The sequence below is a fragment of the Paenarthrobacter sp. NPDC058040 genome, assembly GCF_042885775.1.
GTDB lineage: Bacteria > Actinomycetota > Actinomycetes > Actinomycetales > Micrococcaceae > Arthrobacter.
In genome coordinates this window covers 192766-207651 of record NZ_JBHVRN010000002.1, presented here as the reverse complement: position 1 = coordinate 207651, position 14886 = coordinate 192766, and the positions used below count along the sequence as shown (strand labels likewise).

At 64.0% G+C, this 14886-nt stretch carries 16 protein-coding genes; 14 read left to right on the top strand and 2 right to left on the bottom strand.

Going from position 1 to position 14886, the window contains the following annotated elements; translation table 11 throughout:
• The first annotated feature begins 15 nt into the window (after window positions 1-15).
• The 13 genes from ACFVSJ_RS03800 to ACFVSJ_RS03740 all read left to right on the top strand — a co-directional run bounded on the left by ACFVSJ_RS03800 (window position 16) and on the right by ACFVSJ_RS03740 (window position 11795).
• Window positions 16-681 (top strand): ABC transporter permease, encoded by a 666-nt coding sequence (locus tag ACFVSJ_RS03800; protein ID WP_387434571.1) that lies wholly within the window; start codon window positions 16-18, stop codon window positions 679-681.
• Complete coding sequence (locus ACFVSJ_RS03795) at window positions 674-1693, top strand: ABC transporter ATP-binding protein (protein WP_387434569.1); 1020 nt, start codon at window positions 674-676, stop codon at window positions 1691-1693. The genes ACFVSJ_RS03800 and ACFVSJ_RS03795 overlap by 8 nt, the downstream gene beginning before the upstream one ends.
• On the top strand, window positions 1690-2475 hold the full coding sequence (locus ACFVSJ_RS03790) for an ABC transporter permease (protein WP_387434568.1): 786 nt from the start codon (window positions 1690-1692) through the stop codon (window positions 2473-2475). The genes ACFVSJ_RS03795 and ACFVSJ_RS03790 overlap by 4 nt, the downstream gene beginning before the upstream one ends.
• A gap of 32 nt (window positions 2476-2507) precedes the next feature.
• Entirely contained in the window at window positions 2508-3443 is a 936-nt protein-coding gene (locus ACFVSJ_RS03785) for a glycine betaine ABC transporter substrate-binding protein (RefSeq protein WP_387434567.1), read from the top strand.
• A gap of 2 nt (window positions 3444-3445) precedes the next feature.
• Window positions 3446-3955 (top strand): formaldehyde-activating enzyme, encoded by a 510-nt coding sequence (gene fae, locus ACFVSJ_RS03780; protein ID WP_387434565.1) that lies wholly within the window; start codon window positions 3446-3448, stop codon window positions 3953-3955.
• Window positions 3956-3960: 5 nt separating this feature from the next.
• On the top strand, window positions 3961-5064 hold the full coding sequence (locus ACFVSJ_RS03775) for a mandelate racemase/muconate lactonizing enzyme family protein (RefSeq protein ID WP_387434564.1): 1104 nt from the start codon (window positions 3961-3963) through the stop codon (window positions 5062-5064).
• A 9-nt stretch (window positions 5065-5073) separates the two neighbouring features.
• Window positions 5074-6591 carry an aldehyde dehydrogenase gene (locus ACFVSJ_RS03770; RefSeq protein WP_387434563.1) on the top strand — a complete coding sequence of 506 codons (1518 nt, stop codon included), beginning with the start codon at window positions 5074-5076 and terminating at the stop codon, window positions 6589-6591.
• A 28-nt stretch (window positions 6592-6619) separates the two neighbouring features.
• Complete coding sequence (locus tag ACFVSJ_RS03765) at window positions 6620-7606, top strand: NAD(P)-dependent oxidoreductase (protein WP_387434562.1); 987 nt, start codon at window positions 6620-6622, stop codon at window positions 7604-7606.
• 5 nt (window positions 7607-7611) lie between these two features.
• Window positions 7612-8799: an iron-containing alcohol dehydrogenase family protein gene (locus ACFVSJ_RS03760; protein WP_387434561.1), complete on the top strand. Its 1188-nt coding sequence runs from the start codon at window positions 7612-7614 to the stop codon at window positions 8797-8799.
• Between the two features lie 12 nt (window positions 8800-8811).
• Entirely contained in the window at window positions 8812-10296 is a 1485-nt protein-coding gene (locus ACFVSJ_RS03755; protein WP_387434784.1) for an NAD-dependent succinate-semialdehyde dehydrogenase, read from the top strand.
• Window positions 10296-10976 (top strand): SDR family oxidoreductase, encoded by a 681-nt coding sequence (locus ACFVSJ_RS03750; protein ID WP_387434560.1) that lies wholly within the window; start codon window positions 10296-10298, stop codon window positions 10974-10976. The genes ACFVSJ_RS03755 and ACFVSJ_RS03750 overlap by 1 nt, the downstream gene beginning before the upstream one ends.
• A gap of 97 nt (window positions 10977-11073) precedes the next feature.
• Complete coding sequence (locus ACFVSJ_RS03745; protein ID WP_387434559.1) at window positions 11074-11307, top strand: hypothetical protein; 234 nt, start codon at window positions 11074-11076, stop codon at window positions 11305-11307.
• A gap of 110 nt (window positions 11308-11417) precedes the next feature.
• The gene (locus ACFVSJ_RS03740; RefSeq protein ID WP_387434557.1) at window positions 11418-11795 is read left to right on the top strand and encodes a lipopolysaccharide assembly LapA domain-containing protein; all 378 of its coding nucleotides are present in this window, start codon (window positions 11418-11420) and stop codon (window positions 11793-11795) included.
• A gap of 111 nt (window positions 11796-11906) precedes the next feature.
• On the opposite strand, the gene ACFVSJ_RS03735 is transcribed toward ACFVSJ_RS03740, so the two are convergent.
• Together ACFVSJ_RS03735 and ACFVSJ_RS03730 are read right to left on the bottom strand one after the other, a co-directional pair.
• Window positions 11907-12206: a DUF4193 domain-containing protein gene (locus ACFVSJ_RS03735; protein ID WP_211713967.1), complete on the bottom strand. Its 300-nt coding sequence runs from the start codon at window positions 12204-12206 to the stop codon at window positions 11907-11909.
• 118 nt (window positions 12207-12324) lie between these two features.
• The gene (locus ACFVSJ_RS03730) at window positions 12325-13356 is read right to left on the bottom strand and encodes a LacI family DNA-binding transcriptional regulator (RefSeq protein WP_387434556.1); all 1032 of its coding nucleotides are present in this window, start codon (window positions 13354-13356) and stop codon (window positions 12325-12327) included.
• A 258-nt stretch (window positions 13357-13614) separates the two neighbouring features.
• Between ACFVSJ_RS03730 and ACFVSJ_RS03725 the strand changes: the two genes are divergently transcribed.
• Window positions 13615-14883, top strand: a complete 1269-nt coding sequence (locus ACFVSJ_RS03725) for an ABC transporter substrate-binding protein (RefSeq protein ID WP_387434554.1) — start codon at window positions 13615-13617, stop codon at window positions 14881-14883.
• Window positions 14884-14886 lie beyond the last annotated feature (3 nt).

The following is a 14886-nucleotide window of genomic DNA, read 5'->3' as shown; positions in this document are numbered from 1 at the left end:
AAAAGGAGGATCACGTTGAACGACTCTTTTCTGTCCGACCTCGGGCAGTTCCTCATCAAAAGATCGGCAGACATCGCCGAATCCGCCACCCAACATGTGCTGGTTGTCCTGGTTTCCCTGCTGATCGCAACCGTCATCGGTGTGGGGATCGGTGTCCTGGTGTGGGACCGGCCCATCAGCCGTTCCATGGCGATCGCCGGAGCCGGCGTCGGGCTGACCATCCCGTCCATGGCCCTCCTGGCATTGCTCATCCCGCTGCTGGGACTCGGCTGGACCCCCACCGTGGTGGGCCTGGCCTTCTACGCCTTGCTTCCCATCATCCGGAACACCGTGGTGGGGCTGCGCGAAGTGCCCTCTGCCGTTTCCGAATCTGCCCGTGGCATGGGGATGGGCCCCGTCAAGACGTTGTTCCGGGTCCAGCTGCCCATGGCGTGGCCCGTAGTCCTCACAGGAGTGCGGGTGTCCGCCCAACTGTCCATGGGCATCGCAGCCATCGCCGCCTACGTGGGCGGGCCGGGCCTCGGCGAAATGATCTTCAAAGGGCTTTCCAGCCTGGGATCGAAGAACGCCCTCAACTTCGCCGTCGTAGGAACCGTCGGCGTCATCATCCTTGCCCTGCTGCTGGATGGCGCCTTCGTGCTCATCCGCCGCGTCACTACCTCAAGGGGACTCCGTGTCTGAAACAAGCAACCGTCCGGCCGCCGGCGCCCGGATCGTCCTCAAGGACGTCACCAAAACGTACCCGGGCCAGGTGATTCCCGCCGTCGAAAGCTTCACCATGGACATCGCGCCGGGTGAACTGATCATGTTCGTGGGCCCGTCAGGCTGCGGCAAGACCACCACCATGAAGATGATCAACCGGATCATCGAACCCACCTCGGGCTCCATCACCATCGATGGGGAAGATGTCCTTTCCCTCAACCCGAACGAACTCCGCCGCCGGATCGGCTACGTCATCCAGCAAATCGGCCTGTTCCCGCACATGACCATCGCCGAGAACATTTCGGTGGTCCCTAAGCTCCTGGGCTGGGACAAGAAACGGACGCGGGACCGCGTGGAAGAGCTGCTGGCCGTCGTCGAACTCGATCCCAAAGTCTTCGCGAACCGTTTCCCGCGGCAGCTGTCCGGCGGCCAACAACAGCGCGTTGGTGTCGCAAGGGCTTTGGCCGCCGACCCACCCGTCATGCTCATGGACGAACCGTTTGGCGCCACTGACCCCATCACCCGCGAAAAACTGCAGACCGAATTCCTCCGGCTCCAGGAAAAGCTGAGCAAGACGATCGTGTTTGTCACCCATGACTTCGAAGAAGCAGTCCGACTCGGAGACCGGATCGCCGTCCTGTCCGAGCGCTCGCAGATTGAGCAGTTCGACACCCCGGCCAACATCCTGGCCAATCCGGCAAACGAGTATGTGTCCCAGTTCGTAGGCCACGGCGCGGCCCTGAAGCGGCTCAGCCTCATTCCGGTGCACCAGGCAAGGCTGGGTGCGGCCGTGGCCGGCGGCGGCATGACTGTACGCACCAGCGACTCCCTGCGTGACGCCCTGGATGCACTGGTTCTCTCGGGCGGCTTGCCGGTTGGTGTTGTGGACGAATCCGGCAGGACCGTTGGCTCCATCGACATCGAGAAGATCTCGGCCGTGCTGGGCGCAGAGATCCTGCCGCCTGCACTGACCGGGGGAGTCCGGCCGTGACCGCGCAGGCAACGCAGGACCTGGCGACCTCGTTCGGCACGGCTTCGAACCGCAAAGGCAAGTACTTCTCCTTCAAGCGGTTCGGTACGCCACTGGTCATCGCGGCGGCGCTGCTGGCCCTCGGCCTCTGGGTATCCTCGCTGCATCTGGATTCGATCGAGCTCCGGACCCTGAACTGGGACTACCTGTGGGACCGGACCCGTGAGCACCTGCTCTTGACGGTCACGGCGTCGGCGATCGTTGCGGCCATTGCCATCCCGGCCGGAATCGCGCTCAGCCGCGTGCGCTCCAAGGCAGTCCACGCCGTGGTCTTCGCGGTAGCCAACATAGGTCAGGCCACCCCTGCCATCGGCTTGGTCATCCTGCTCGCCATCGTTTGGAAGCTTGGCTTCGAAGTGGCGTTGGTTGGCTTGGTGGCGTACTCCATCCTTCCGGTGCTGCGCAACACTCTGGTGGGCCTGGAGCAGGTGGACCGCAACCTCGTGGAAGCCGCCCGGGGGATGGGCATGCGCCCCACACAGGTTCTCGCGAAAATCGAGCTGCCACTCGCCATTCCGGTCATTGTGGCAGGACTCAGGACCGCCTTGGTGTTCTGCGTCGGCGTCGCCACCGTGGCCACCTTCATCAACGCGGGAGGTCTGGGCGACATGATCGTGAACGGCCTCAAACTCCAGCGTTGGCCGGTCCTCATCACGGGAGCCGTTGTTGTCTCCTGCATTGCACTCACCATCGATTGGCTCGCCGGGCTGGCTGAGGACCTCCTCAAGCCCAAGGGCATCTGAAAACATCCCCGTACATCAAGGACGTAGAAACCATGAAGAAACCATTGTTGGCCATCCTGGCCACCGGACTTGCCGCCACGTTGAGCCTGAGCGCTTGCGGAGGCTCGGCCTCTTCCAGCAGCGCCGAGGCCAAGGGCAACGAATTGCAAGGCCTTACGGGCGTCATTGGAGCCAAGGACTTTTCCGAGCAGTTCATCCTGGCGCACATCACCAGCCAAGTGCTGAATGCCCACGGTGCAGACACCACCACCAACACCAGCGTGGTGGGCTCGGCCAACGTCCGCACGGCTTTCGAAACCGGCCAGTTCGCCGGCTACTGGGAGTACACCGGTACCTCGTGGATCACCTACAACAAGCAGACCACGCCCCTGAAGGACAAGAAGGAGATGTTCGACGCCGTGAAGGCAGCCGATGCCAAGAAGGGCATTGCGTGGCTGGACCCGGCACCGCTGAACAACACGTACGCCTTCGCCATCCGCGAGGACAAGGCCAAGGAACTGGGCATCGAGTCGCTGTCCGACGTAGCCAAGCTTCCTGCCAGCGAACAGACGTTCTGCGTGGAAAGCGAGTTCTCCACCCGTGACGACGGCATGCCCGGACTCCGCAAGGAATACGGAATCAGCCCGGACGCCAAGGTCTCCATGCTGGACACCGGCGTCATCTACACGGCAACGGAGAAGGGACAGGATTGCAACTTCGGCGAAGTTTTCGAGACTGACGGCCGGATCTCCGCGCTGAAGCTCAAGGTCATGAAGGATGACAAGCAGTTCTTCCCGATCTACCAGGGCGCACTGACCATCAAATCGGACATGCTGGCCAAGTACCCGGCCGTCTCCGACATCATGGCCAAGGTTTCCCCGAAGCTCACCACCGAGGTCATGCAGCAGCTGAATGCGAAAGCCGACGTGGACGGCGAAGACCCGGACGACATTGCCAAGGAATGGCTCGAATCCGAAGGACTGATCTGACAATGACTGAAAACCTCCAGATCGGCGAGTCCTTCATTGGGGACGGCGTCAATGCAGCGCACGTCAATACCGTCCTCGGACACCGGAGTGGTCCTGCCGGAACTGCGTGGGCCACGGCCTTGGCCTCACCGAGTGCCGGCCACGTTCCGTTCGTCGCCGTGCTCCGGCCCTCGCTCCCGGTGAAGCCGCTCACCCTCTTCGTCACCAAGGCCGCACCGGCCAATGACCTGCACGGCAACCTCATCTGGGGTGCGGCGCAGGCAGGAATTGCCGCAGGCGTAGCGGATGCCGTCGCCGACGGCATCCTCACCGACGAACAGGCGGACTCGCACGCGTTGATCGCCGCAGTGTGGGTGAACCCGCAAGCGGACGACGACGACGCCGTCTACCGCAATAACCGTGAGTCGGTCCGGACTGCTTTGGAGAACGGGGCCAAGAACCTCCCCTCCACGGCAGAAGTGATCGAAGCGCGCCACTCCCCGTCCAATCCCTTCTTCACCCCGCGAGGCTGACAGCAATGAAGATCACCGCAATCCGGCTGACCCGCATGGTCCTGCCCCTGGACCCGCCGTTCAACGCCGCCTGGGATCCAGAACCCCGCACCTCCTTCCCTGCAACTTTGGTGGAGGTGGAAACCGACGAAGGCATCACGGGCGTCGGCTCAGGCGACACCATGGACGGCTTCGAAGCCTATGAACACCTGTTCATCGGCACCGACCCGCTGGCCATCCTGAACCAGGTCCGGCGCATCGAAACCATCAACTTCCATGGTGGCCGTTACTGGCCCCTTGAAGCCGCCCTGTGGGACATCATCGGCCAAGTCGCGGGCCTCCCCGTGGCCACGCTCTTCGGCGGAGCCAAGGACCGACTGGTTGCCTACGCTTCCTCCGGCGAACTCAAGGCGCCCGCAGCCCGGGCTGAGTCCGCGCTTGCCGCCAAAGAACGCGGCTTCAAGGCCATGAAGATCCGTATCGCCCGGGACCGCCTCGAAGAAGGCGTCGAATCCGTACGGGCCGCCAGGGAAGCCGTGGGCAACGACTTCGACCTCATGGTGGACCTCAACCAGATGTGGCGCATGAGCGGCGACATCGAACCCGCGCTGGAACTCGCCAAGGTTCACCGCCTCGCATCCCAGTTGGCTGAACTGGATGTCCGCTGGCTCGAGGAGCCCCTTCCGCAGGCCGACATCAAGGGCGCACAGCGTGTCCGCGAACAGACCGGCATCCAGGTCTCGGGCGGCGAGATGGTCCGCAGCATGCCGGAAATGATGGCCCTCATCGACGCCGATGCCTACGACATCTACCAGCCGGACGTCGCCCTGGCAGTGGGCATGTACCGCGCCCGCCAGGTAGCCGAAACCGCAAACCTGAAGCACCGCTTCTTCACACCGCACACGTGGAGCAACGGACTTGGCCTGCTGGCCAACCTGCACGTAGCCGCGGGTGTGGATGCGGGTCCATACTTGGAATTCCCCTATGACCCACCGGGCTGGACTCCCGAGCGCCGCGACTTCTTCATGGAGCCGCTGGACATCGACGACGACGGCATGCTTCGTGTTCCGGACCTGCCGGGCCTGGGCGCCGTCATCGACTACGACGCCGTCAAGAAGTACTCGGTCTAAGGAACCGCCATGACACTCAGCAAGAACGACTGGGTTGAGCGGGCGGCCGCCCAGCAGCCACGCACGGGGCTGTACATCGACGGCGGCTTCCGCCCGGCCCGCAGTGGCGAAACATTTCCCACGGTTTCCCCCAGGGACGGTTCCATGACGGCTCACGTAGCGGCCGCCGGGGAACAGGACGTGGACGACGCCGTCCAGGCCGCGCACCGTGCCTTCGTAAACGGAGTATGGTCACGGACGGACCGCCGCCACCGGCAAGCAGTCCTCACCCGCCTCTCGGACCTCATCCTGGAAAACCTCGAGGAACTCGCCCTCCTGGAGTCCACCGATGCCGGCCACCCAATCAGCGACGCGCTCGCCGTCGATGTCCCCAGCTGCGCCCGGACCTTCCGCTGGTACGCGGAGGCTTTGGACAAGGTCTACGACGACGTCGCACCCACCCCGCGGAACGCGCTCGCGGTCATTTCCCGGGAACCGCTTGGCGTGATCGGCGCTGTGGTTCCCTGGAACTACCCGTTGATCATCACGTCCTGGAAGGTGGCTCCTGCGCTCGCGGCCGGGAACTCGGTGGTCCTCAAGCCCTCGGAGCAGACCAGCCTCACCGCGCTCCGCCTGGCCGAACTCGCCACTGAAGCGGGCGTTCCGGACGGCGTGTTCAACGTCGTCCCCGGCCTCGGCCACGTCGCGGGCGCCGCCTTGGGCCGGCATGACCTCGTGGACAAGATCACCTTCACGGGCTCGCCGGAGGTTGGCCGGTACTTCCAGCGCTACGCCTCCGAATCGAACGGCAAGCAGGTGGCGTTGGAGCTCGGCGGCAAGTCGCCACAGGTGGTTCTTCACGACGTCGGAGACATCGCCGCGTGCGCGTCCGCCGTGGCCTGGGGGATCTTCTACAACGCGGGGCAGACCTGCCACGGCGGGTCCCGGCTTCTTGTGGATGAACGTGTCCACGACGAGTTGCTGGAGGAGGTCATCAAGGTAGGGCGTTCGCTGCAGCTCGGCGACCCGCTGGATCCTGCCACGCAAATCGGCACGATCATTGATGACCGGCAGCTGGACAGCATCCTGCGGTACTACGGGATCGCGGAGCAGGAAGGCATCGTGGTGGCCTCCGGCGGCACCCAAGTCCACCCTGCCGGCGTCGAACATGGCTACTACCTGGAACCCACAGTCCTGGACCGGGTCAACAACGCCGGCCGCATCGGCCAAGAAGAGATCTTCGGGCCGGTACTGGCGGTATCGACGTTCCGTGGCGCGGCTGAGGGCATCCGTATGGCCAACGACACCAAGTATGGACTGGCCGCCAGTGTGTGGACGCAGGACATCACCAAGGCGCATACCGCTGCCCGCGAACTTCGTGCCGGCACCGTATGGGTGAACACTTTCGATGTCGCGGACATCATCACGCCCTTCGGCGGTTTCAAGGAATCCGGGTTCGGCAGGGACCGTTCCCTGCACGCCCTGGACGCCTACTCCGCACTGAAAACAACCTGGATCAACCTGGGCGACGCCGCCCTGGACGACTAGCCACGACCCAAAGACTCAAGGAAAAGCAATGACTACAACCGCGCACGAAGCGGCACTTAGCACGGAACCCCTGCTGCCGGGGACTGCCCGCATCGGGTTCATCGGCCTCGGCAACATGGGCTCGGGCATGACGCGCAACCTCCAGGCCGCCGGTTTCCACCTGATCGTCAACGACGTCCGCAAAGAATCCGCCTCCGAGCTCCTCGCCAACGGCGCAGAGTGGGCGGATGACGCAGCGGCAGTCGCCGCCGGCTCCGACGTCGTCATCACCATGCTCCCCACGCCCAAGCATGTGGAGACCGTCGCCATGGGACCCGGCGGCATCCTTGCCGGACTGCCCGACGGCGGCACGTGGGTGGACATGTCCACCTCGGTTCCGGAGGTGGCCAACAGGGTTCGCGAAGCCGGCTCGGCCCGCGGCATCCGCGTCCTGGATGCACCCGTCAGCGGCATGTCCGTCGGCGCCGCGAACGGGATGCTGCAGATCTTCATCGGCGGCGACGCGGCCGACGTCGAACGCCTCCGTCCCGTGTTCGAAGCGATGGGCGATCCGGAGCGAATCCTGCATGTAGGCGGCCGCGGTGCCGGCTACGCGGTGAAGCTCATGATCAACCAGCTGTGGTTCTCGCACCTGGTAGCCACCGCGGAAGTCCTGAGCACTGGCGTCAAGGCGGGTGTGGACCTGGAAGTCCTGCGGCAGGCGCTCATCGCCAGCCCGGCGAATTCCAACTTTGTGGAGAACGACGTCCTGTCCATCCTCAACCACGGCGACTACGACGAAGGCTTCGCGATCGCCCTGGCCTGCAAGGACCTCGGCTTGTCCGTGGATCTGGCCCGCTCGGTGGGTGTGCCCATGGAGTTGTCCGGCCTGGTGGAGCAGCTCTACCGCCGGGCCAAGGCGCTCTACGGCGACAAGGCCGGCGAGATGACCCCGGTGAAACTTTACGAAGACGCCATTGGCGTGCAGTTGCGGACGCCCGTACAGGCAGCCGGCATCGCAGCAGAAGGAGCTTGACCATCATGCAGACACGTATGCAGATCCACGCCGAGCTGGCCTCCACGGAGCTGACGCTCGATCCGAAGCCCACCGCTTACTTTGGGCGCGGCCGCGTGGTTGAGATTGGCGGGATTGTTGCCGGGTTTGGCGCGACGTCGGCCCTCATCGTCACCGACCCTTTCCTTGCCACCACGGACGTTGTTGCGGCTGTGCGGGCGTCCTTGGAATCAGCCGGGCTTTCTGTTTCCGTCTTTGACGGTGTGACTCCGAACCCCACCACCACGTGCGTGGATGCCGGCTCGGACCAAGCCGCAGCCTCGGGAGTTGATGTCCTGGTCCCTGTTGGCGGGGGATCGTCCATGGACGCGGCCAAGGGCATCTCGCTGGGTGCCGTCAACCCGGCCAGGGGAGCGGGGCTGGACTACAGCAACCACTTCGAGAACCCGGCCCTGCCGATTGTTGCCGTACCCACCACCGCTGGCACCGGTGCCGAGGTCAACGCCTTCGGCGTGGTCACGGACGTTGACGCACACCGGAAGTTCTATGTGGGCCACGCCTCCGCTTTGCCGAAGGCCGCGGTGCTGGATCCCGAACTGACCCTTGGACTCCCGCCGAAGGCCACTGCGGCCACCGGCATGGACGCGCTCACGCACGCCATCGAGTCCTACTCCTCCATCCGACCGAACCCGTACTCAGATGGCATTGCCTTGCAAGTGGTCTCCATGGTGGCCGAGTTCCTGCCTCGGGCCGTGGCCGACGGGTCGGATCTTGAGGCCCGGTCCCAATTGCTCCTGGCCTCGCACATTGCCGGCGTTGGCTTCTCCCACACCGGCTTGGGCCTGGTGCACGCCATCGCCCACCCGCTCGGTGGCCGCTTCAACATCCCGCACGGCCTGGCTTTGTGCCTCGTGATCGAGGACGTCCTCCGCCACAACCTGCGCAACCGGCTGGACCGGACCGCCAGGCTGGCCTTCGCGCTTGGGGCGGGAGACACCGCGGCGACCGTCGAACAGAACGCGGAGGCCGCCGTCGCGGCTGTTGCCACGCTGGCGCGGGAGGTGGGCATGACAGCCCGGCTGGCCGACTTCGGCGTAAGTGAAGGCGACCTCGACTCCCTGGTGGAGGACACCCTGGCCGACGCCGTCATCAACAACACCCCGGTGCCGCCCACCGCCGTCGAAATCCGCACGATCCTCGAGAAAGCGCTCTAAGTGGAAAACACCCTGACTTTTGATTCGGCACTCACGGGCGCCGAGCGGGCGTTCGTTGAGTCCCTGCCCACGCAGCTTTACATCGACGGCCAGTGGACAGACGCGTCCGACGGCGGAACATCGGCTGTGGAGGACCCCTCCACCGGCGCTGTCCTCACCAGGATCGCTGACGCGTCTCCCGCTGACGGCGAGCGGGCGTTGGCTGCTGCTGCCAGGGTCCAGGAGTCCTGGGCGGCGACCCCGCCGCGCGAGCGTGGCGAAATCCTGCGCCGCGCCTTCGAACTCGTTACTGCCCGGGCCGAAGACTTCGCCTTGGTGATGACCCTCGAGATGGGCAAGCCGCTGGCCGAATCCAGGGGCGAAGTGGCCTATGGGGCCGAGTTCCTGCGCTGGTTCTCCGAGGAAGCGGTACGGGTTTCGGGCCGCTACTCCACGGCACCGGACGGCAAGTCCCGGCTGCTCGTGACCAAGCGGCCTGTGGGGCCGTGCTTGTTCATCACGCCGTGGAACTTCCCGTTGGCGATGGCTACCCGGAAGATCGCCCCGGCCATTGCCGCCGGCTGCACCATGGTCCTCAAACCGGCCAACCTGACCCCGCTGACGGCCTTGCTGTTCACCAAGGTCCTGGAGGAAGCAGGCCTTCCGGCAGGCGTCCTGAACGTCATACCCACCACCCGACCGGGTGACGTCACAGGGCCCCTCATCCGGGACAGCCGCCTGCGCAAACTCTCGTTCACAGGATCAACCGGCGTGGGCCAGCAGCTCATCGCTGACTCGGCGCACCAAGTGCTCCGGACCTCCATGGAACTGGGCGGCAACGCGCCATTCCTGGTCTTCGAGGATGCGGACCTGGATGCAGCAATTGATGGCGCTGTGGTGGCCAAGCTCCGGAACATGGGGGAGGCCTGCACGGCCGCCAACCGGTTCATTGTCCACGATTCGTTGGCTTCGGAGTTCAGCGCCCGCTTGGCCTCGCGGATGTCCTCGTTGGTGCTGGGGCGGGGTTCGGCCGAAGGGACGAATATTGGGCCGCTCATCGATGCCAAGAGCCGCGCCAAGGTTGATGAGCTTGTGCGGGACGCCGTTGGCCGTGGGGCAACCGTGCTGGCAGGTGGGGCTCCGGCCGGGGGAGAGGGGTATTTCTACCCGCCCACAGTCTTGGTCGATGTCCCGGCGGATGCTCGGATCCTTGCGGAAGAGGTCTTCGGGCCGGTGGCTCCCGTGGTCAGCTTCTCGAGCGAAGACGAGGCCATTGCGCTGGCCAATGACACCGAGTACGGCCTGGTGGCCTATGCCTACACACGGGACCTCAACCGGGGTATCCGGCTCGCCGAAAAGGTGGACGTGGGAATGTTCGGCCTCAACACGGGCATCGTCTCCAACCCCGCTGCCCCCTTCGGCGGAGTGAAGCAGTCCGGACTTGGCCGGGAGGGCGGCTTTGAGGGCATCGAGGAGTTCCTTGAAACCCGTTACATCGGCATCGCGGACCCCTCCTGATGCTTCGTATTTTGGTCACGGGCGGCACCAGCGGGATCGGTGCCGCCCTGGTCCGGGAATCCCTGCGTGCCGGTCATTCCGTCTTCACCACCGGCCGTGACGCCGGGAAGTTGGCGGCGTTCCTGGAATCGTGCTCCAGCTTGGGACACGTGGGTGGCGCCGTGGCGGATGCCGGGGACTGGGAGCAGACATCTGCGGCAGTCACCGCGGCCGCGGAGTCTCTTGGCGGACTGGACGTTGCGGTGGCGAACGCCGGGTTCTCCTCTCCTGGCGACCTGGCCGACGGCGATCCGGACCGTTGGCGGGACATGGTGCTCACCAACGTCTATGGTCCGGCGATCTTGGCCAAGGCTGCCCTGCCGCACCTGCTGGAGAGCCGGGGCCACATGGTGCTGATGGGCAGCACGGCAGGACGGAAGGTTTACCCCGGGAACCTCTATACCGCCACCAAGTGGGCCGTGACAGGCTACGCGGAGTCGTTGCGGCAGCAAGTGGTGGGGACGGGAGTGCGCGTGCTGCACATCGCCCCGGGCCATGTGGACACTCCGCTGTGGAAGGAGGCTCCCGATGCCTTCATCCCGCCCGAGTCCGTGGCCGGGACCATGCTGTGGGCACTTTCCCAGCCACCCGGCGTCGACGTTTCGGAAGTCATGGTCCGGGCAACGGGCCAGGCGTTCTAGGCGCCTTTTCCTGCCCTCAGGCGTAAAATTGGCACACTGGTACGGCGCTCACCGGACCTGCCGTTTTTCATTCTCCTGTGGAGGGGAGGTGGAAGAAATGGGACGCAAGTTGGAAGGCTTCCAGCACGTGACCGAGAGGTTGCAGTTCGTTTTCGGCCCCGCGACACACGGCGACACGGACGCGCCTGTGGTGCACAAGCACGATGACTTTGAGACGGCCTCGGAGGAAGACCTCAAGCACTTTGATGTCGAAACGGATTCCGAGGGGCACCACTACGCTGTCCGGAATGATGACCCCGGGCCAACCAGCACGGATTACAGCATGAAATGAGTTGAAGGATGGGGCCGGTCCGCGGGGACCGGCCCCTCTGCTTTCGTGTTTCCATCAGCATGCTTATCATTGAGTGGCAGGGTCAATACCGTCTGGGTCAGGGGGCAAACATGAGTTTCCAGGATGATGCCGCGAGGATTCCGGCAGGTCCGGCTCCGGGCCAGAGAGCCGTCCCGCCGCCGGTCGCAGAATCTGCCCGGCCCACACGGACGGCGGCTGTCTGGGCTGCCGTGGCAGTCGGGCTGGTGGTACTGGTTCTGCTGATCGTCTTCTTCGTCCAGAACCAAGACACGGTGACCGTGCGCTTCTTCGGCCTGCAGGGTTCTTTGGCCTTGGGCACCACATTGTTTATCGCCGCGGTGGGTGGCGGGGTGCTCGTTGCTCTGGCCGGGGGTGCCCGGATCCTCCAGCTGCGGATCACCAACCATCGCCGCAAGCGGGCTGTTAGCCCTGGCGGGACCATTGGAGGGCCGGGGCCGAGGCCGTGAGCCGCTGATTAAGTGCGGAAGGACCGGAGCTTGTGCTCCGGTCCTTCCGCAGTTAATTCCCGACGGCGGCACTCCCTGACGACGATCAGACCGCCCGGGTGGTGGGTCGTCTTAGCCTTCGCAGTCAGTGCAGTAGGCGACGCCATCCTTTTCGCGGGCAATCTGCGAACGGTGGCGGACCAGGAAGCACGAGTTGCAGGTGAACTCGTCGCTTGCCTGCGGGATGACCTGGATGACGAGTTCCTCAGCGACGATTTCGCCGCCGGGGCCGTTGGCGTCAAGGCCATCGGTCTCGTCGAGTTCCAGCACAACGCTCTTGGCTGTAGGGGCGCTGGCGGACTGGAGGGCCTGGAGGGACTGCTCCTGGTTTTCTTTGACGTCTGTGCGGAGTTCGTCGTAATCGGCTGCCACTTGTTTATTTGCCTCTTCAGATAGGGGAGTTACGGCTATGCAACGTACAGCATGCCATGAAAATTCCATACCATACCGTAAAGAAGCGACATGTGGGGAAAACCACGGTAGATGTGCGTCATGTTTCGGCGATCCGTGTGGTTGAGTCGCGGACCACCAGTACAGGCTCCATCACGTAGTGCTCAGCGCGCTCGCCGGTGAGGATCTGCTGGTGGAGCATGGTGAACGTCGCGATGCCCAAGGCGCGGAAGTCCAGCTTCATGGTGGTCAGGGGCGGGGAGAAGTACGCGGCCGCCGGCATATCGTCCACGCCCACGATGGAGTAATCCCGTGGCGCGCGGATCCCGCGCCGTTCCATGGCGCTCATGAAACCCAGGGCAATCTCGTCGTTGCTGGCGAAAACGCCTGTGAAGGCTCCCGGGTCGGCGAGTTCGCCTGCGAGGTACCCGGAGTCGGAAGACCAGTCCTTTGCTGCCGACAGCACGCGGGGCCTGAGTTGGGCGCTTTCCATGGCATCGCGATAGCCGCGTTCACGCTCGCGCGCCTCGTTGCGGGTGCCGGGTCCGGCTATGTGGATGATGTCCCGGTGGCCGAGCTCGATGAGGTGCCTGGTGCCTCCCCAGCCGGCAGCATGGGAGTCCGTTCCTGCCGAGCCCTCCGCGGATTGCAGTTCCGAGATGGTGATCAGGGGTAGCGACTGGTCCCAGTCGGAGATGAGCTTCTCGACTCCCGGGAGCGGCGTAGAGACAATGACGCCATCCACTTGGATCGACTTGAAGTGGTCCAGGGCCCGCCGCGCGTCGGCTTCCCAGCCGACTGCTTCAAAGTCCAGGTCGAGGGCGGCGATGGTCAGTGTCACATTGGCCTCGCGGGCGGCAAACCCCAATCCGGTCAGGGCCTCGGAACTGCCGTAGTTGAAAGCGCCCATGGTGAGCACGCCGACGGAGTTGGTCCTGCTGGTCCGCAGGGAACGGGCCGACTGGTTGGGAACGTAGCCCAACTCCTCGATGGCTGCCGTGATCTTCGCCCGCGTCTCCGCCCGGACGTAGCCAACACCCGTGAAGTACCGCGAGACCGTCTGGGCGGAGACCTCGGCGAGCCTCCCGACGTCGGCCATGCTGGGCCGCGCTGCGGCCCGTGACTTTGCCATGTTCCACTCCTGTCCAAGACCAGTCAGGTCGCTGATCACAACAAGTTTACGATCACCTTCCAACGGTAGGTGGCTCAGGGCTGGCAAGTCGCGGACAGTTCTTGATTGAGGGCTTACAGGCTGGCAAGCGCCACGATTGATTCGAAAGAATATTGGTCAACCGGTTGACGTAAGTTATCGTAAACCCACATACTCGTTATGGGCTAGATCACACAGTGACTTCAGCACCCTCAACCCAAACTACGAAAGGACGCGAAGATGCGTTTGTTCGCAAAGGCGGCTGCCGCCGTCGCCGCGGTAGCACTTCTCGCAGGATGCAGCGGTGGCGGATCCAGTGCTTCCGGAGGCGGAACCACCACCCTCGAGTGGTGGACCATCAACCTGACGGCCCCGGCAGCCAACGAAGCGGTGAACAAGATCATTGCCGACTTCGAAAAAGAGAACCCGGACATCAAGATCAAGCTGACACCCCGGGCCGTGGACGCGCACAAGGATGCGCTGCGCACGGCGATCGGAACGTCCGCTGCGCCGGACATCTACGACTACTGGGCCGGTCCCGGCCTCGGCGGCGAACTGGTCAAAGCCAACGCCAGCGCGGACCTCACGGAGTATTACAAGCAATACAAGTGGGACGAACGGTTCTCCGAAGCTGCGCTTGCCCCCGTGACGCAGTATGGCGGCTACCACGGTGTTCCGTGGAAGCTCAACGGAGAAGCGATCTACTACAACAAGAAGCTCTTCGCGCAGGCCGGGATTACGCAGACACCCAAGACGCTGGACGAGTTGGATACGGCAGCCCAAAAACTGAAGGATGCCGGCATCACACCCATCCAGTTCGGTGGCACGGTCAACTGGCACGTCATGCGACTCCTGGACACTTTCCTTGAAGGCAAGTGCGGATCGGAGAAGTTCGACAAGCTGGTCACCAAGCAGGCCAACTGGGGCCAGGAGCAGTGCGTCACTGATTCCTTCACCGAACTCCAGAAGTGGTCCAAGGACTACTTCAACTCCGGGTTCATCGGCATCAACAACGATGAGTCCTCTGCACTGTTCTACGGCGGCAAGGCAGCCATGGCCCTGGAAGGTGACTGGTTCAACGCCAGCATCGAAGGCCAAAAGATGAACCTGGACGATGTTGGGGTCTTCAGCCTCCCCACCGGCACCAACCGCTTGTACGGCTTCGAGCAGGCCCAGTACATCACCAAGGACAGCAAGAACAAGGACGCCGCCGCGAAGTTCCTGGACTACTTCACGTCCAAGGCTGTCCAGCAGGAAACCCTGGGACTGTTCGCGGTGCAGTCAGTCAACAAGGAGGTCACCCCGGACGCGGCGAAGGCCACCCCGCTGACCACCGCCTGGGACGGCATCTTCAAGGACGCCAAGGGCCTGTACATGAACAATGACCAGAACCTGAACCAGTCCCAAACCCGCGAGTACTGGCGGATCCAGAACCTCGTGGCTACCGGCGGCCTTGACCCCAAGCAAGCAGGCGCCGACATGCAGAAGTTCCTGGACTCAAGCCAGTAATCC